Below are 16,838 nucleotides of genomic sequence, written 5' to 3'. Positions count from 1 at the left end.
CGCCGCGGTGCTCGGCGAGGCTCAGCGAGGCTTCGTGAAGCGGAGCACGAACCTGTCGCTCGTCCCGCGTTTGTCGGCCGCGGCGCGGGGCGACGCGTTCCAGTCGCGGGAGTCCTTGTCGTTCTTGAGGAAGGTCCCCTCGCGCTCGAAGACGAAGCCCGCAGAGAGCACCTCGTCCCGCACGACCTTCTCCTCGATGCGGTGGAGCGTGTCGGTCTCGGTGGTGCCGGTGCCCGCGCGCCCCGAGTGGTCGACGATCACGTAGGCGCCGCCGGGCTTGAGGGCCGCGAAGATGGCGCGGTTCATCGCGGCGCGGTCGGTCTTCATCCACACGGTGTCGTGGTAGAAGAGCACGTCGACGACGACGTCGAGGTCCTTCACCTCGGGCGGGAAGGGCGCGTCGAGCTCGCGGTCCACCCGCACGACGTTCGCGTTCACGGGCTTCGCGAGGCGCGCGGCCCAGGGTTTGTCGGCGAACTTCTCGACGACGAAGCGGTTGTTCTCAGCGTACACCTTGCCCTCGGGGCCCACCGCGCGCGCGAGCAGCTCGGTCGTGTAGCCCGTGCCCGCGGCGATCTCGCCGACCTTCATGCCTCGTGTGACGCCGAGGAACGCGAGCAGCTCCTTCGGCTTCCGCCCCGCGTCGAGCGCGCGGTCGTCGGGGCTCCGGTCGGCCGCATCGACCACGCTCGTCGCATCCATGGTGGGCGGCGCGGGCGCCGGTGCCGCGGGCACGTGGGCAGGGCTCGGGGCGGAGGGCGTCGGAGCGTTGCCACACGCGGCCGCCATGGCGACGAGGGCGAAGGGGATGACGGCAGCGAGAGACGAGGAGAGGACCTTCATGCGCCCACGATAGCGGCAATCCGAAGAGCTGATACTCTCGTCCGAGATGCGCTCCTCGACCTTCGTTTGGGCAGGCATGATGGCGCTCGGTGTGGCCTTGGGTATCGTCGAGGCGTGCACCACGTTCGGCGCAGAGGGAGGCGACCCACCCGACGCCGCCCATGGCCCCGATGGCCCCGATGGCACTACGGGACTCGACGGCTCGTCCGGCGCCGAGGCGAGCGTCGAGGCCGGGCCCGACCCCGCCACCCAGGACGCCGGGGCATGCCGTGTCCCGGAAGGGACCGCCAGCCCATGCGCCCCGTGCGAGGTGTCGAAGGTGACGGACGTCACCATCGGACAATGGGCGTTCTCGCTCGCGGCCGACCCCAACCACCTCTACTGGATCGAGAACGCGGACCGAGACGGCAACGCCTTGGGTGGCGCGATCAAGCGCATTTCCATTCGCGGAGGAGACGGTGGTGAGCCGACCCCCGAGCTCGTCTGGTTCACGCTGACAGCGACCCCGACCAAGCTCGCCCTCCTCGACGACGAGGTACTGGTCGCCTTCCCCCCCAATCAAGCCGTCGAGGCGGTGCGCTTGCCCAAGTCCTGCGACACCACGTGCACCCCGACCGCGATCTCGGGGTCCCAGCGCGTGCGGGCCATCACGAGCCAGCGCAAGGATCCGGTGACGATCGAGTCCGCGGGAGCTCGCATCGGCGGGAGCTTCTTCGCGCTCCCCTCTCCGAACCGCGCAGGAGCCGACGTCTTTGGCGGTGAGGTCGCGGTCGTCCGCGAGGGCAGCGCGGACCTCACGGTGAGCTCGGGTACCCTGCTCCCCTCGGGGAGGACGTTCCCGCTCGCGGACCCGAGCGACGGGGGCACGAGCCGGGGTGCCTTCCTGGTGTCCTCCGATTGCGAGAGGCTTTGGGCGCTTCAACCCTTCGGGGCGGGGGCGCACGCGCTCGTCGCCACGAAGCCCGACGGGGCGGCCCCCTCCGTCGCATCGTATTTCACGAGGGAGACGTTCGACATGGTCGCCGACAGGACCCACGTCTACCTCGCCCATTCGGATGGTCCGGGGCTCTTCCGAGGGTCCTTCACCGAGGCTCCGCGGCAGCTCGTCTCTGGTGACGTGTGGTCCATCGCCGTGACGAACAAGTACGTCTACTTCGATCATCACCACCGGCAGAACCAGGGCCCCCGTCGGATCGAGCGGATCCTCAAGTCCGCGCCTTAGCCGCCCCGAGCTCGCGCACGGCAACGCCTTGCCGGCCGCCGCTCGTTTGCCGGCAACGCGCGCGCCGACGGCTCCAATCCCCCCACGAATCCCCGAGAAAACCCCTCGGCACGCGCGCTGCAAAGGCCCTCCTCCAAGGAGAGCCGATCATGAACAACGTCTACGGTGGTGGTTTCGGTCAGGTCCCTTCGCGTGGTGTCGATCCCTTCGACGACGAGACCCGCGACTACCGCCTCGAGGGCACGAACGACGTCGGCGCCTTCGACCTGTTCAACGATTTGTCGTCCTACTTCCTCGCCGAGTTCCTCGTCGAGCGCGCCTGGGACGATCGCCAAGAGCGCCGCCAGCTCCTCCAGCACTACGGCTTCCGGAGCCTGCCGCACTACCGCCAGGTGAAGGCCACGGTCGAGCGCTTCATGCAGTCTCCCCAGGCGGCACAGCGCTACGGCACGATCCACGACATGATGCACCTCAAGATGCGCGTCACGCAGGACTACCTCACGCAGGGCAGGCAGGCGCAGCTCCAGCCGGGGGGCGCGCTCCACGGTGAGATGGCGCCGGTCGAGGGCGTCGATCTCCCCACGTGGGCCTCGGCCATGGCCTACGTCGCCCAAGGAGGCACGCTAGAGAACGTGACCCGCGAGCTCCGCATCGACGCGGGCACCTGGGAGCGCGTGAGCGCCGAGTGGAACGCGCGCATGTCGCGCGACACGACGGCCACGATCGCGACCGAGTACGGCAACGCGTTCGTCAACGGCAGCACGGGGCGCTACTCGGGGGCGGCCAAGGCGGGCGTCGCGCACATGCAGGTGGGCGGGGCGGGGCAGAGCCTCGGCGGCGAGCCGTGCTCGATGGAGAAGTGGATCGAGATGGGCGCCGCGATGGCCGCTGCGTCACAACGTGGCCAAGATCCGCAGGCCGCGCTCGCGAAGCTCGGCGTGTCGATCACCGAGTACAGCCAGCTCGGCGCGTGGTGGTCCGCGCACTTCGCCACGAACGCCATGCGAGACGACATGCGCCTCTTCAACGAGCACACGCGCCTCACGCAGATCTACAACGCCAAGTACGGCCTCTCGTGAGGGCCGCTACGTCGCCGAGGTAGGCGCGGGCGGCGCGGGCGGCGCGGCGACGAGGGCCTCGAGCTCGCCGCGCTGGAGCGTCTCTCTCTCGAGCAGCGCCGAGGCGATGGCGTCGAGCTTCGCGCGCTCGCGGGAGAGCACGTCGCGCGCTCGTGCGAGCTCACGATCGAGGATGGCCCGGATCTCGGTGTCGACGAGCTGCCGGGTCGCTTCGCTCGGCCCATCCGCGCGCCCCATCCACGCGGGCGCGTCGTCGGCCGAGCGTGACGTCGCCGCGGGCCCCAACGCCTCGCTCATGCCGAAGCGCGACACCATGAGGCGCGACAGCTCCGTGGCGCGCGCGAGGTCGTCCTCGGCCCCCGTCGACACGTCCTCGCACGCGACCTCCTCGGCGGCGCGGCCCCCGAGCAACGTGCAGATGCGGTCGAGCAGCTCCTCGCGCGTGACGAGGTAACGCTCCTCCGTGGGGAGCTGCAGCGTGGCGCCGAGCGCCCCGATCGATCGCGGGATGATGGTGACCCGGTGTACGGGATCGGCGTGTTTCATCGAGAGGGCGACGAGCGCGTGGCCCGACTCGTGGAAGGCCACGCGGCGCTTCTCGTCGTCGGTCATCACGCGCCCCCCCTTCTTGAGGCCGAGCTGGAGGCGATCGATGGCCTCCTCGAAGTCTTGGGCCTCGACGATGGCGGCCTCCCTGCGCACCGACGCGAGCGCCGCCTCGTTCACGACGTTCGCGAGGTCGGCCCCCACCATGCCGGGGGTTCGCTGCGCCACGTGCGTGAGGTCCACGTCGACGCCGAGCTGCACCTTCTTCGCGTGGACCTTCAAGATGGCCTCGCGCCCGCGCACGTCGGGGCGATCGACGAGCACCTGACGGTCGAACCTCCCGGCCCGAGAGAGCGCGCGATCCAAGATTTCGGGCCGGTTCGTCGCCGCCATCATGACGAGCCCGCTCCCCGAGTCGAACCCGTCCATCTCGACGAGGAGCTGGTTCAGGGTCTGCTCGCGCTCCTCGTTGGCGGCGAAGCCTTGGGCCCCCGAGCGCGCCTTGCCGATCGCGTCGAGCTCGTCGATGAACACGATGCAAGGCGCGTGGCTCTTCGCCTGCTCGAACAGATCCCTGACGCGCGAGGCCCCCACCCCGACGAACATCTCCACGAACTCGGAGCCCGACATGGAGAAGAACGGCACGCCCGACTCTCCCGCCACGGCCTTGGCGAGCAGCGTCTTCCCCGTGCCCGGCGCGCCCACGAGCAAGACGCCCTTCGGCACGCGCGCACCTACGGCGCGGTACTTCGCGGGCTCCTTCAAGAACTTCACCACCTCGGTGAGCTCGGCCTTGGCCTCGTCGATGCCGGCCACGTCCGAGAAGCGCGTGACGTTCTCGGGGCTCTGGTCGTAGATCTTCGCGCGGCTCTTGCCGAACGTCATCGCCTTGCCTTGGCCGCGCGCGGCGAACGTGCTGAGCCCGAGGAAGAGGAGCGGGATCACGATGAACGGGAGCACGCCGAGCAAGGCGGTCGTGAAAAATCCACGCTCCTCGTGCTTGCCGCTCACGGAGACGCCGCGCGCCTTGAGCATGGCGTCGAGCAGGGGCCGTTCGTCCATCTCGGGGATGCGCACCACCACGATGGTCTCGTCGGCCTTCCCGTCCTTGCCGGCCAACTTGGCTTGGATCTCCGTCGCTCCGAGCGTCACCTCCTTCGCTCGCCCTTCGTCGATCGCCGTGACGAGCTCGCTGTAAGGCACGACCTTCGCTTCGTCGCGCTGCCCTCGAGCCACGAAGATGCCGACGACGAGCAGCGCCACGACCAAGAGGCCGAGCGAGCTGCCGAGCCGCGCACGCAGGGTACTGCTGGGCTTCGCCATGGGCCCACTAGAGCACCGAACCGGTCACCTCCCCCGGCTTTCGTGCGAAACCCAGCCCGCGTAGCCGATTCGCTCGCGTGTTCGAGGGGTTGCGACGTGAGCGAGGTCCATCGCCATGCGGGGAACGTGCATGGTACGTTCAAGTCGATGTCCCGACTGGGCGCGCAGCTCGAGGCTCGTGTGGGGGAGGCGATCGGGCGGTACACGCTCGTGAGCCTGCTCGGCGTGGGAGGGAGCGCCGCGGTGTACGAAGCGCGCCACCGCAACGGGCATGTGTGCGCCCTCAAGGTGCTCCACACGAGCTACAAGCTCCAGGAGGCGGACGTCGAGCGCTTCCGCCGTGAGCCCTACATGGCGAACACGATCGACCACCCGGGGGTCGTGCGCATCTACGACGACGGCATCGACCCGAACGGCATGCCCTACTTCGTCATGGAGAAGCTCTCCGGGGAGTGTGTCGGCGCCTGGCTCGGGCGCAATCCGAAGCCCGCGCCGTCGGCGGTGCTCGCCGTGCTGCGCGGTGCGCTCTCCGTGCTCGAGAAGGCCCACTCTGCGGGCATCCTCCACCGTGACGTGAAACCGTCGAACCTCTTCGTGTGCGACGACGGCGTCATCAAGGTGCTCGATTTCGGCATCGCGCGGTCGGTCAGCCTCTCGGCGCTCACGGCGACCGGGGCCGTGCTCGGCACGCCGGCGTTCATGGCGCCCGAGCAAGCCATCGGGCAAAAAGAGGCCTTCGGTCCGCCGACGGACGTCTTCGCGGTAGGGGCGTCGGGGCTCATGCTCCTCCACGGCCGCCAGCTCCGGAAGGGCAACGAGCTCGTGCTCGCCGCCATCATGCCTCTCCCACGTTCGAACGACCTCGGGCTCGAGGGGCCTCCGAGGCTCCTCGCCGTGCTCGACCGCGCGGTGAGCTTCGATCGAAACGCGAGGTTCGCCTCGGCGACCGAGATGCTCGACGCCCTCGCCTCGGTCGATGGAGAGGTCGCAGCGTGGGAGATCGCGAACGGCGTCGCCGGGTTCGACCTCCGCACGCTCCGCCCCGCGCCCTTCGTCGATCCCGACACGACCGAGGTCACGGGCCCCCCCGAGTCTCTCGATGGCCTCACGACCGTGGTGCGCAGCACCCCCGAGGGGGGTGACGCCCGTCCGAGCGCGCCCCCCGCGGTGTCCGGGACCCGCCAAAAAACCGACGTCCCGGCCCTCGCGCGCACACGTCGCGGTCGGCCCTGAAGCTCCCGCTCAGAAGCACACGGGAGAGCCGCCGACCGAGCCCGGGCACGCGTTGCCCGTCGCGTTTCGCCAACGGCTCACGCGGCACGCGGGCACCTGCGTGAACGTGTTGGTCGGCAAGAAGTCGGGGCCGTCCATGTCCGAGCTCCACCCGAGGAGGAGCCCCGTGTCGCCACCGCCGTTGCGGAACGTCGTGTTCTGGATGAACGCGCTCGACGGGCGCCCCGACAGGATGAGCACCGACGCGTCGTTCTCGGCGGGCCCGCAGCCGTACCCCTGCGCCCCGCTCGGCGCCCCCGCGTACTCGATGATCGCGTGCTCGATGCGGTTGCCGGTCGCGGGCGAGTACGAAAAGTAAATGTTCTTCCAGTTCGCGGCGGCGGGCGTCGCCTTCGCGGAGGTGAACGTGATCTTCTGCGCGGCCGTGCCCGCCGCCACCAAAATGCCCTGCCGCACGTCGGACGTGCCGAGCTGAAGGCCGCTGTCGTTCGTCACGTCGTCGAAGCGGAGCGTCACCCCGGGCTCGATCGTGAGCGTCGAGGGCGCGCCGTCTGCGTGCGGCGCGACGCGGAGCCTCCCGCGGACGTGGTAGGGCACGCCGCGCGCACGGATCGTGTCGCTCGGCATGCCGCCGTAGGAGGCGTCGATCTCGACCTCGTTCGCGTGGTTCCCCTCGAGGGTGAGCGTAGGCACCGAGCCCATCGCGCCGGGTACGACTCGGACGGGGTAGGGCGCCTCGGCGCGGCCGCTGCCCTTCACGGTGATCTCGCCCGAGTCGTCCGTGAAGCCCGTGAGTGCGAGCATGTTGATGCCGTAGCCGCGCGCACCTTGAATGACGAGGTCCTTCGCGCGCACGCTCTTCTTCACGATCGACTCGGTGAGACCCTCGCCGTACGCGACGATCGCCCCGCCGCCGTTCTGATCCGAGCGTGGGTTCGCCGCGTCGGCGAGCGTGACCGTCTCGAGGTCGACCGAGCCCTTCGTGGCGATGGAGATGCTCCCCCAGGGTTTTGCAGGGTCGGACGCACGAACGAGCACCTCGCGCCGCACGGGTTTGCCCGCGCCGTCGACGCCGCGCTCCCCCTTCGCCCGAAGCACACCCACCTTGTCGGAGGAGCCGACCGTGATCGTGTAGCCCTCGTCGACGGTCACCACCGCGCAGGGCTCGATCGTCACGTTCGCGAGGATCCGCGTGTTGAACGTGATGCGGTGGGGGCTCGCCGCGGCCGTCCAGGTCTCGTCGGCGATGATGTCGTTCTTGTGCTCGGTGCCCGCTCCGGTGGGCGCCGCGCACGCCGTCACGACGGGCAGGGGCGCGCCGTCGGGTTGGCTCGTCGCTCCACCGTCGGGGGCCGTCACGGTGGGAATGGGCGCCGACCCGTCCACCGAGCCGTCGACCACGGACTCGGAGCACGCACCAACGGATACTGCCGCGAAGGAGGCGAGCGCGATCACGGAGAGACCGAGACAAGGGACGCGAGAAGCTCTCATGACGTCGAAGCTAACAGCGCGTTTCGTAGGCGGTAGCTCGCATTTTCGGACACCCCGCCCGAGAGGGGCCTTGCGAGAGGCCCGCGCGTGGCGTCAGAATTGGGCGACTGGTCGAGATCCAAGAAGGGGCGGTAACCATGCGTGCAGGGCGGCTTGGAATCGTGGGTGGGGCGGTCGTGGTCGCGGTCGTCGGCTGCAACGTCGTGAGCGGTGTCGCCGTGGACGTCGACGATGCCTCGGCGCCTACCCCCGAGGCCGGTGCTCCCTCGGAGGCGGGGCCGAAGATCGACGGTGCCGTCTCCGTCGATGCCTCGCCCGACGTATCCCGCGCCGACGCCACGACGACCGATGGCGAAGCCGGCGACGCGGGGGCTCTCCAAGACGCGTCCGTCGACGCCGCGGATGACGTCGCGGACGCGAGCGACGCGGGCCCGCCCATTCCGGCCGTTCCCCCCACGGTGCTCGCCACCGTGGCCGGCCTCCTCGACTTCGACATCACCGACGGGAAGCTTGCGACGCTCGTCGGCACGACGATCTCGATCTGCGATCTCCCGGGGTGCGCGGCACGTGTGCCCGTCCCGACCGCGACCGGCAAGGCGGGGCTCTTCGGGATGACGAGCGATCGCGTCGTCTACTACGAGCGAACGACCACTCCCGTCCCCCCCGGGCCCGCCTCCCAGATCGACAACGCGTTCACCATCGCGTTCGACGGCACCGCGCGCACCCAGGTCTCGAACCTCCAGACCGTGGGTGTGCAGAACATGGTGTTCGCCTCGCACCTCGCGCTCGGCCTCACGAGCACGACGTACGGAGGCACGTGGGTGCGTCCGGCGGACGCGGGGCGACGCACGCTCTTCGCGACGCTCCCGCTCGGCAATCCCCACCGCGTCGGGCGCACCACGGCGTCTGCGCACGAGAACGTGGGCGCGCACGTCTTCTACCTCCCGGAGCAGCAGAAATTCCTGGTCGAGGGCAACACGACCGGCGCCGTGACGCCCCCGGTGCTCACGGTGACCGACGTGAACGTCGCGCTCCCTCCCGGAGTCCCCGTGGCTATCGGCACGAGCGAGCGAGGCCCCGCCGTCACGTACCCGACGATCGTCGCTCGGATCGGGGCGAAGCTCTTCGCTTGCCCCGCCGCGGCCGACTGCCTCACGTGGATCGACCTCGGCGCGCTCGGAGACGTCTTCACGCTCGACGCCGAGAGCCTCTACTTCGGGGACGCCCGCGGCCTCTCCAAGTGTGCGCTCTCCGAGATCGCGACACGCGGGACGTGTACCCCGAACCGCATGCTGAAGGACGTGCTCGTCGAGGCCCCGCTCCTCCTTCGAGGCCCCGACGTGGTGTGGAAGAGCGGCACCGACGTGCTCTCCTTGCCGAGGTCGACCGCGCTCTCGTGCCCTCCTGGCGAGGGCCGCTCGGCCGGCGGGCTGTGCGTGGCGTGCGCGGCCGGATCCGTCCCTGCGTACGAGCCCAACGTGTGCGAGGCCTGTCCGCGTGGTACCTACACCGACGCCTCCGGTGCGACCCGCTGCATGCCGTGCCCGGACGGGACCTCGACCGCCGCCTCCGGGAGCCCGACCTCGGCGGCGTGTCTCGCGTGCCCGGTGGGCGAGGTCTCGTCCGCGGAGACGGCGCACCTCTGCGTGCCGACGCCGAAGCGCATCTTCGTCACGAGCGAGAAGCACAGCGGTGACCTCGCGGGGGACGGGGCGCTCCCCGGCGCGAACGCCATCGCGAAGGCCGATGCGTTCTGCATGCAGTCCGCGGCGAAGCCCGCGACGGGCACCTACAAGGCCCTCCTCGCCGACGGCACGAACCGCAGCTCGACGATCGACTGGCCGTTCGCCCCGAGCACGCGCTACGCCCTCACCGACGGGCGAACGACGGTGACGACCACAGACGCGACAGGCGCCCTGGTCTTCCCGCTCGCGGGCGCGTGGGGCCCGTCGCTCCCAGCCGGAGAGGACACGTGGACGGGCCTCACGGGCACCGCGGCGACCCACGCCTCCACCTGCGGCGGGTGGACCATCGGCTCGGGCTCCGTGGGCATGGCGGGCAGGCCGAGCGCCACGACGACCGCCGCGCTCTCGTTCGCGGGCGCCCAGTGCGGTCTCTTCCGTCGCCTGGTGTGCGTCGAACAATAGGTCAATCAACCTATTCAGACTCGGCCTACCGACGCGTCGCCGGTTGAGCGTTCAGGCCACGCGCAGCGCGAGGGCCTTCGGGACCACGGTCACCTTGATGGGCAGTCCCCCGAGCGGCTCGCCGTCGAGGTCGAGCAAGAAGTGCGGCGACGCGTCGGCGTTCTCGAGCGACATCTCGATGGTGTCGCCGCGCATGTGCACCGTGCGCGCGTCCCGCATGTGCCCGCCCGAGTAGATCGCGTTCGACGTGACGGCGAAGCCGAGCTTCGACGTCTGCCCGAGCGCGACGACCTCGAAGATGCCGTCGTCGATCTCGGCCATCGGGCCGACCTTCATGCCGGAGCCGAAAAACCGACCGTTGCAGATGGCGATCATGAGCGTGGGCACCGTCCTCTCGGTCACCTCGCCGCCCTTGGTGATCTTGCAGCGCACGTGGCCGACCTTGGCGTTCACGAGCGCCTTCAGCGACGCGAAATAGTAGGCCGCGCCGCCGCCCATCGCGCGGCTGCCCTCGGCGACGTACTGATCGACGAGGCCGCCCATGCCGGCCGAGAGGATGTTCACGAAATAGCGTGTCTTTCCGCCGTCGTGCTCGAGGAGCCCCACGTCGATGCGGCGCGTCTTCGTGCCCGCGAGCGCGTCGAGGTACACGTCGAGCCGGTGCTCGATGCCGAGGGACCTGCGGAAGTCGCCGCCCGTCCCCTGAGCGATGAGGCCGAGCTCCGCTTCGTGACCGGCAGTCTTCGCCCGCATGAGCCCGTTCACGACCTCGTTGAACGTCCCGTCTCCGCCGACCGCTACGACGAGGGGGTGCCCATCACGAGCGGCCTCCTCGGCGAGGGCGATCGCGTGGCCCGAGCGCTCGGTCTCACGGACGTCGCACGGGCCGATGCGGCTCTCGATCGTCGCGCGCATGGCTCCGAAGGTCTTGCCGGTCTTCCCCCCGCCGGACTTCGGGTTCACCACGAGCACGGGCTTCTTCATGCCGATCCTTCTTCACCTCGAAGGTACGACGAGAGGCTCCCTTTCCGCACGAAATCGGGCTCGGGCCAGACGACCCCGCGGTCCTGGAGATCGCGCACCGTGTCGGCCAACGTTTCCACCGCGTCACGTGGCGACCACCCGAGCTCCGCCTCCGCGAGCGAAGCGTCGAGGTACCAGGTGTACTGCGCCATGTCGAAGCTCACCGGGTCGACCGGGAGAGACATGCCGAAGCGCCCCAGCATCTTCTCGACGAGCTCGGTGCCCACCTTGGAGAGCTCGGGAGCACGAGGCAGCGGGAGCACGGGCGCCGCGATCCCCGAGATGCGCTCGAGCCGCGCGAAAAACTCGCGGATCGTGACGTTGCTCGCGCCGAGGAGGTACCGCGCGCCGGGCCGACCACGCTCCATGGCGAGCATCATCCCGAGCGCCGCGTCGCGCACGTCGACGTACGAGAGGCCACCGGGAGGCACCGCGGGGATCCGCCGCTCGAGGAAGAGGCGAACGTCCTCCGTCGACGAACCGCGCAGATCGCCGGGCCCGAGGAGGAGCGTCGGGTTCACGCACACGACCTCGAAATCGGCCGCGTTTCGCTCGAGCGCTGCCCGCTCCGCGAAGAGCTTCGTGCGGTAGTACGGCCAGCGGTTGAGGAGTCCGACGGGCGCCTCGTCGGCCTCGGTCGAGACCTTGTCCTCTTCGGCCGACACGGCCACGGTGCCGCTCGTCGACGCGACGACGGCGCGCCGCACACCGGCCGCCTTGCACGCGTCGAGGGTGCGCTTCGTCCCCTCGACGTGCAGGAGGTGGAGCTCCTCGGCGTCGCGGGGGTCGCGCGAGACCTTCCCGGCGCAGTGGAAGACCCCATCGCACCCGCGGGCCGCCGCCTCGACGCTCGCGGCATCGAGCACGTCGCCTCGCGCGATCTCCGCGGTTTTTCCGCGCACGGCGACGTCGGGCCCCGCGCCTCGGCAGAGCGCGACCACGGTGTCCCCTCGCTCGAGGAGCTGCGCGACGAGGTGGGCGCCGAGGAACCCGGTCGCTCCGGTGACAAGCATTCGTGCCATTCGCTTCGATCCTCCGCGTCGTGCTCGCTCAGCCGAGCTCGAACACCTTCTGGAACTCCATGAGCAGGCTCACGTCGTTCGACTTGATGGCCCCCGAGATGAACTCGGCCGGGCTCGGCATGTACCCGTTCACGATCTTCGTGAAGATCTCCGGGCTCGTCTTCAGCACGCAGTCGGCCGTGCCGCCCTCGGGCTTCCCCTGCTTGATCTCGCAGCCCGCCTCGTTCACGCGGACGGTCCACTTGGCCTGGTCCTCGCCCCCCAGCGTGAAATAGAACGACACCGGCTTCTCGACGCGATCCTTGCGGAACTTCTGCCCGAGCTCCGTGAAGAGGGTGACGAGCGGATGCTCCTTCTTCTTCCTCGAGCCGTCGAGCGAGTCGACACGAGCGAGGTCGAGCACGTCGCCGTCGCGGAGCGCCACCACGGCCGCCCGCGCGAGCTTCGCGACCTCACGCGAGGCATCTCCGTACGAGAGCCCCTCGGTGAGGCGCTTCAGATCGGCGAGGGTGAGCGCCGGCCCGATACGCGCGAAGATGTCGCGCTTCGTCGGGATCCGCGAGCCCTTGCCCATCGCCTGATGTGTGCCACCGACGTACACCGGAAGCACGTCCACGCCGTAGGTGAGCACGAGGTGCCCGAGGAACGACTTGAACTCTTGAATCTGGCCGTCGGGGCTTCGCGTCCCCTCGGGGAAGATGAGGACCGTCTTGCCCTGCGAGAGCACCTCGCCGGCTTGGCGCTCGCTCGCGCGGAGCCCGCTCTTCCTGTCGATCGCCTTGAGGTTCGTCAGGTTCTCGAAGAAGGCCCGCTTGAAGCTGTTTTTGTCGAAGAAGTAGTCCTGCGCGGCGAGCGTCACGATGTCCTCGCCGTAGTGGCCGAGCGCGTGCCGCACGAAGCCCATGTCGAGGTGGCTCGCGTGGTTCGCGACGACGAGCACGTTGCGGTTGTGCGGAATGAACGCCCGCCCCGACACCCGCGACGTCATGACCCCGTCGTAGAAGACGTCCTGGAGCTTGCCGATGAGCTTCTTCCCGGCGGACTGGAGCTCGGGCGGGAGCGTGAACGCGACCTCGTCGTCCGTCTTCTCGGCGGGCTTCCCGCGCCCCTCGATGCGGTAGCGCGCGGCGGGCTCCACCTTCGGGGGGCGCAGGCTCTGTCGCTCCGTACCCACGAGCACTTCGACGTCGGCCACCGTGCGGCAGGCCTGGAGCTCGTCCGGCTCGATCGTGCCCACTTTCGCTTCGAGCGCCGCGAGCAGCTCCGTGAGCGCGAGCGAGTCGAGCCCGAGGTCTCCCGCGATCGTCATGTCCCCGGCGACGTCGGCGGGCTTCATGCCCTTCAGCCCCGCGATCGCGGCGCGCACCGGCGTCGCGTGCGGCTCGTCCTTCGAGCGCTGGGTCGCGGCGATCGTGCGGTGCAGGATCTGACGGACCTCGATGCGCTTCACCTTCCGCGTCGAGGTGCGCGGCAAAGGTGCATCATACAAATGAACGACGGACGGCTGTTTCCCGTAGGGCAGCTTCGCGAGGGCGTCGCGGAGCGAGCGTTCGGCCCGCGACATGCGCTCGTGGCGCGACACGCCATCGTCGGCCTTGGGCACCGCGATGCACGCGAGCCGCTCGCCGCCCGAGGGGCTCTCGACGCCCACGAACGCGAGCTCCTCGATGTGGGCCACGTGCCCGAGCAGGCGCTCGAGGTCGTCCGGGTAGAGGTTCTCTCCGTTCGACGTGACCACGACGTCCTTCGAGCGGCCCACGATCTGGAGCCGGCCCTTCTTGTCGAATTTGCCGAGATCCCCCGTGTGGAGCCAGCCGTCCGCGTCGATGGTGGCTTTGGTGGCCTCTTCGTCGGTGTACCCGCGCATCACGTTCTTGCCGCGCGCGAGCACCTCGCCCACTCCGTCGGCGTCGGGGGAGTCGATCTTGAGCTCCACGCCGGGGATCGCCTTTCCGACCTGCCCGGCGGGCGAGCCGGCCTTGGCCACGGCCAGCACGGGCGCCGCCTCGGTGAGGCCGTACCCCTCGGTGAGCTTCAAGCCGAGCCCCGAGAAGAGCTTCTGCGTGTCCTTCGGGAGGGCCGCGCCGCCCGAGATGAGCCACTTCACGTGGCCGCCGAGCTCCTCGTGGACCGGTCCGAAGAGCGAGCGCCCCACGTCGATCCCCGCGGTCCTCGAGAGCCACCGCGACACCTCGGCGCCCACGTCGAACACCGCCTCCACCGTGCGCCCCTTGGCGTGCACGCGCGAGAGGATGCGTCGCTCGAGGAGCTGCCACACCGCGGGCACGCCCACCATGCCCGTGATGCGCCCCTGCTTGAGCGCCCGAGTGATGCGATCCCCAGTGATTTCGCCAGGATAGAAGACCTTCGTGCCGCGCGAGAAGGGCAAGAGGAGGCCGGCCGTGAACTCGAACGTGTGGTGCAGCGGCAGGACCGAGAGCACCCGGTCGTTGGACGACAGCGGGAAGAGCGGCGCGAGCGACGCGATGAGCGACGTGAAGTTCTCGTGCGTGAGCATGACGCCCTTGGGCTTGCCCGTCGTGCCGCTCGTGAAGATGAGGCTCGCTACGTCGTCCCCCCGCACCTCGACGCGCGGGCGAGAGAGCTGCGGGTCGAGCTCGGTCACGGCCACGAGAGCCACGTGGACGACCTCGGCGAGCTCCGCCGTGAGGTGTGCCCCGACCTTCTTCTCGACGTGCGCGTCGAGGATCGCCACCTTGGCGTGGCTCTCGCGCACGACGTTGACGAAGGCCGCCGCGTCCATGTCCGGATCCATCGGGACGCACGTGGCCCCGGCGCGCATGATGCCGAAGTACGCGATCGCCCACTCCGGCGTGTTCTTCCCCGCGAGGACCACGCGGTCTCCCTTCGCGACACCGGCGGCGAACAGGCGCGCCGCGACGTCCTCGGCCCGCGCGAGCACGTCCTCGTAGGTGATGCGCGTGAACCCATCGTCGCCCTCGTAGCGCCCGAGGGCCACAGCGTGCCCGTGGCGTTCGGCCATCTGGTCTGTGAGCGTGACCAGCGTCTCGTGCGCCTTGAGGGGCTTGAGCTCCTTCCGGTACCGCTCTTCCATCCACGGGATGACCCGCTTCTCGAGCGCCGGCATGTGCTGGTTCATCATGTAGTCGGCCCAGTCGAGCGTCTCGGGCGACCACGGCAGCTTCTCGCGGTCGGCCGGCGCCGTGCGGGCGTACGCCTCGCGCGTGTTGGCGCACGAAAACGGCCCCTTCTGCTCGCTCGTGAAGGGCAAGAAGAGGCGGATGATCATGTCGATCTTCTCTTCTTGGTACGCGAAGCCGTCGAGCGACTTGGCGATCGGCTTCGCGAAGCGTGCCGTGGGCCCGGGGGCGGCCTTCAACGCCGAAGCCATGCCCCTCGCCGCGCGCGCCATTTGCCCGGGGCCGAAGGCGTTGTACCGGTCGAGATCGACGATCGCCGGCTCGTAGTGCGCCTGGAGGAAGTTCGCGAGCGCGTTGCCCTTCCCGGTGCGCTGGAACGAGCGCCTCCGGTAGAGGCCCATGAGCTCCCCGAGGCGCCGCGTCGACGCCGGGTTGAGGTCGCTCGTTCCGTATTGGTAGACGGCCTTGTTCGTGCCCTCGATGAGCTCCGCGAGCGTCAGGATCATGCCCGCGCACACGGTGTCGGCGGGGATGAAGTCGAGCGTCGTGTCACGTCCGACCACCTGGTGATGGCCCTTCATGATGAGGAACGCGAGCGGCGCCGACGTGCCGATCCCCTCGTTCCAGCCGGGGAACGGGAACGCCGTCGTGCTCTCGCAGCACGCCGGCCGCGCGATGACGTAGCGGATCCCGGCGTTCACGATGATCTGCTCGCCGATGCTCTTCGTGTACGTGTACACGTTCGGCCAACCCCAGTGGGTCGCGCGCTCGACGCCCGCCTCGACGAGCTTGTCGCTCACCCACTTGCGCTTCACGTTCTTGAGCTCGGTGGCGAGCGCGGGGCCGCTCGTGGGCTCCCCCTTCGCGAGCAGGTTCTTCGTGGCCTTCTCGAGGAACTCGCTCTGGCGGAACGCGTCCTCGCAGCGGCTCTTCGCTTGCGCCACGATGTCGAGGCAGTCGGTGATCTCGCGCTGCGGATCCCACAGCTCGCGACCGAGCTCGTCGGCGCGCGGGAACGGGTACTTGGTGCCCGGCACGTCCTCGTGGATGAGGCCGGAGCGGTTGCCGACGACGTAGCAGGTGCTCGTGTGGAAGAGCGGCGCGTCGCCGAGCGCGCGGCACAGCGAGACGAGGTTTTGCGCCCCGAAGGCGTTCGTGTCGAGGGCCTCGTCGAGCGGCGGGTTGAAGTCCACCACACCCGCCACGTTGACGACCGCGTGCAGGGCGCCCTTGTGCTCGCGGATCCACGCAGCGTCGATGCCGCAGTTCTCTCGGCCGACGTCGCCGTCGATCGGCACGATCTTCTCGCGGAGGAACGCGTCGAGCCCGTCGCCGTATTTCTCCTTGAGCGGGAGCATCGCTTCGCTCGTCGCGATGTCGCTCCAGAAGCGCTCTTCGCTCGTCGCCTTCTTCGAGCTCCGCACGAGCAGGTAGATCTTGCCGATGCTCGGGTAGCGGTCGAGCATCATGATCCAGAAGATCTTCCCCAGGAAGCCCGTCCCCCCGAGGATGAGGAGCTTCGAGCCCGAGAGCAGCTTCCCGACCTCGAGAGGCGCGAGGGCCGGGGCGGGGGGGGGCACGTCGTGGGCGAGCGTGCCGTTCGTTCCGTGGGAAGTACCGTTCTGGTGCATGGCTTGGGAGAGGCCTCTGCGGCTCGGTCCTCAGCAGATCGAGGCGGCTCGGGCGAGGTGCGTTCCTACAACACGCACCCCCTCCGTTCAACCGAGGCCCCGCAATTCCCGCATCGGGAGTGCGTACGCCGCAACGCACCGTTTTTCGTGAAAACG

At 69.5% G+C, this 16,838-nt stretch carries 10 protein-coding genes; 4 read left to right on the top strand and 6 right to left on the bottom strand.

The window, feature by feature from the left end; all coding sequences use genetic code 11:
- Positions 1-21 precede the first annotated feature (21 nt).
- Positions 22-702 carry a class I SAM-dependent methyltransferase gene (locus IPK71_35025; GenBank protein MBK8218973.1) on the bottom strand — a complete coding sequence of 227 codons (681 nt, stop codon included), beginning with the start codon at positions 700-702 and terminating at the stop codon, positions 22-24.
- A gap of 187 nt (positions 703-889) precedes the next feature.
- On the opposite strand from IPK71_35025, the gene IPK71_35020 reads away from it, so the two are divergent.
- Together IPK71_35020 and IPK71_35015 are read left to right on the top strand one after the other, a co-directional pair.
- Entirely contained in the window at positions 890-2,065 is a 1,176-nt protein-coding gene (locus IPK71_35020) for a hypothetical protein (GenBank protein ID MBK8218972.1), read from the top strand.
- 149 nt (positions 2,066-2,214) lie between these two features.
- Positions 2,215-3,144 (top strand): hypothetical protein, encoded by a 930-nt coding sequence (locus tag IPK71_35015; protein ID MBK8218971.1) that lies wholly within the window; start codon positions 2,215-2,217, stop codon positions 3,142-3,144.
- A 6-nt stretch (positions 3,145-3,150) separates the two neighbouring features.
- On the opposite strand, the gene ftsH is transcribed toward IPK71_35015, so the two are convergent.
- The gene (gene ftsH / locus IPK71_35010) at positions 3,151-5,013 is read right to left on the bottom strand and encodes an ATP-dependent zinc metalloprotease FtsH (GenBank protein ID MBK8218970.1); all 1,863 of its coding nucleotides are present in this window, start codon (positions 5,011-5,013) and stop codon (positions 3,151-3,153) included.
- A gap of 147 nt (positions 5,014-5,160) precedes the next feature.
- Between ftsH and IPK71_35005 the strand changes: the two genes are divergently transcribed.
- Complete coding sequence (locus IPK71_35005; protein ID MBK8218969.1) at positions 5,161-6,246, top strand: serine/threonine protein kinase; 1,086 nt, start codon at positions 5,161-5,163, stop codon at positions 6,244-6,246.
- Between the two features lie 9 nt (positions 6,247-6,255).
- Here IPK71_35005 and IPK71_35000 read toward each other — a convergent pair whose 3' ends face one another.
- Positions 6,256-7,737 carry a hypothetical protein gene (locus IPK71_35000; GenBank protein ID MBK8218968.1) on the bottom strand — a complete coding sequence of 494 codons (1,482 nt, stop codon included), beginning with the start codon at positions 7,735-7,737 and terminating at the stop codon, positions 6,256-6,258.
- A 137-nt stretch (positions 7,738-7,874) separates the two neighbouring features.
- Between IPK71_35000 and IPK71_34995 the strand changes: the two genes are divergently transcribed.
- Positions 7,875-9,884 (top strand): DUF1554 domain-containing protein, encoded by a 2,010-nt coding sequence (locus tag IPK71_34995; GenBank protein MBK8218967.1) that lies wholly within the window; start codon positions 7,875-7,877, stop codon positions 9,882-9,884.
- 51 nt (positions 9,885-9,935) lie between these two features.
- Here IPK71_34995 and IPK71_34990 read toward each other — a convergent pair whose 3' ends face one another.
- Genes IPK71_34990 through IPK71_34980 form a run of 3 tightly spaced genes read right to left on the bottom strand, consistent with a single transcriptional unit; the run spans position 9,936 to position 16,682 of the window.
- Positions 9,936-10,868: a diacylglycerol kinase family lipid kinase gene (locus IPK71_34990; protein MBK8218966.1), complete on the bottom strand. Its 933-nt coding sequence runs from the start codon at positions 10,866-10,868 to the stop codon at positions 9,936-9,938.
- Positions 10,865-11,929, bottom strand: a complete 1,065-nt coding sequence (locus tag IPK71_34985; protein MBK8218965.1) for an NAD-dependent epimerase/dehydratase family protein — start codon at positions 11,927-11,929, stop codon at positions 10,865-10,867. The genes IPK71_34990 and IPK71_34985 overlap by 4 nt, the downstream gene beginning before the upstream one ends.
- Before the next feature lie 28 nt (positions 11,930-11,957).
- The gene (locus tag IPK71_34980) at positions 11,958-16,682 is read right to left on the bottom strand and encodes an AMP-binding protein (GenBank protein ID MBK8218964.1); all 4,725 of its coding nucleotides are present in this window, start codon (positions 16,680-16,682) and stop codon (positions 11,958-11,960) included.
- Positions 16,683-16,838 lie beyond the last annotated feature (156 nt).

This window comes from Myxococcales bacterium, from assembly GCA_016712525.1.
Classification (GTDB): domain Bacteria; phylum Myxococcota_A; class Polyangia; order Polyangiales; family Polyangiaceae; genus JAAFHV01.
Note: the sequence above shows the minus strand (reverse complement) of the source record. Positions and strands in the feature narration are given on the sequence as shown.

Excerpts from the sequence above, each read along its gene's own strand:
- IPK71_34990 (MBK8218966.1), bottom strand. The coding sequence starts at position 10,868 with ATGAAGAAGCCCGTGCTCGTGGTGAACCCGAAGTCCGGCGGGGGGAAG.
- IPK71_35025 (MBK8218973.1), bottom strand. The coding sequence starts at position 702 with ATGGATGCGACGAGCGTGGTCGATGCGGCCGACCGGAGCCCCGACGAC.
- IPK71_35000 (MBK8218968.1), bottom strand. The coding sequence starts at position 7,737 with ATGAGAGCTTCTCGCGTCCCTTGTCTCGGTCTCTCCGTGATCGCGCTC.
- IPK71_34995 (MBK8218967.1), top strand. The coding sequence starts at position 7,875 with ATGCGTGCAGGGCGGCTTGGAATCGTGGGTGGGGCGGTCGTGGTCGCG.
- IPK71_35015 (MBK8218971.1), top strand. The coding sequence starts at position 2,215 with ATGAACAACGTCTACGGTGGTGGTTTCGGTCAGGTCCCTTCGCGTGGT.
- IPK71_34985 (MBK8218965.1), bottom strand. The coding sequence starts at position 11,929 with ATGGCACGAATGCTTGTCACCGGAGCGACCGGGTTCCTCGGCGCCCAC.
- IPK71_34980 (MBK8218964.1), bottom strand. The coding sequence starts at position 16,682 with ATGCACCAGAACGGTACTTCCCACGGAACGAACGGCACGCTCGCCCAC.
- IPK71_35005 (MBK8218969.1), top strand. The coding sequence starts at position 5,161 with ATGTCCCGACTGGGCGCGCAGCTCGAGGCTCGTGTGGGGGAGGCGATC.
- IPK71_35020 (MBK8218972.1), top strand. The coding sequence starts at position 890 with ATGCGCTCCTCGACCTTCGTTTGGGCAGGCATGATGGCGCTCGGTGTG.
- ftsH (MBK8218970.1), bottom strand. The coding sequence starts at position 5,013 with ATGGCGAAGCCCAGCAGTACCCTGCGTGCGCGGCTCGGCAGCTCGCTC.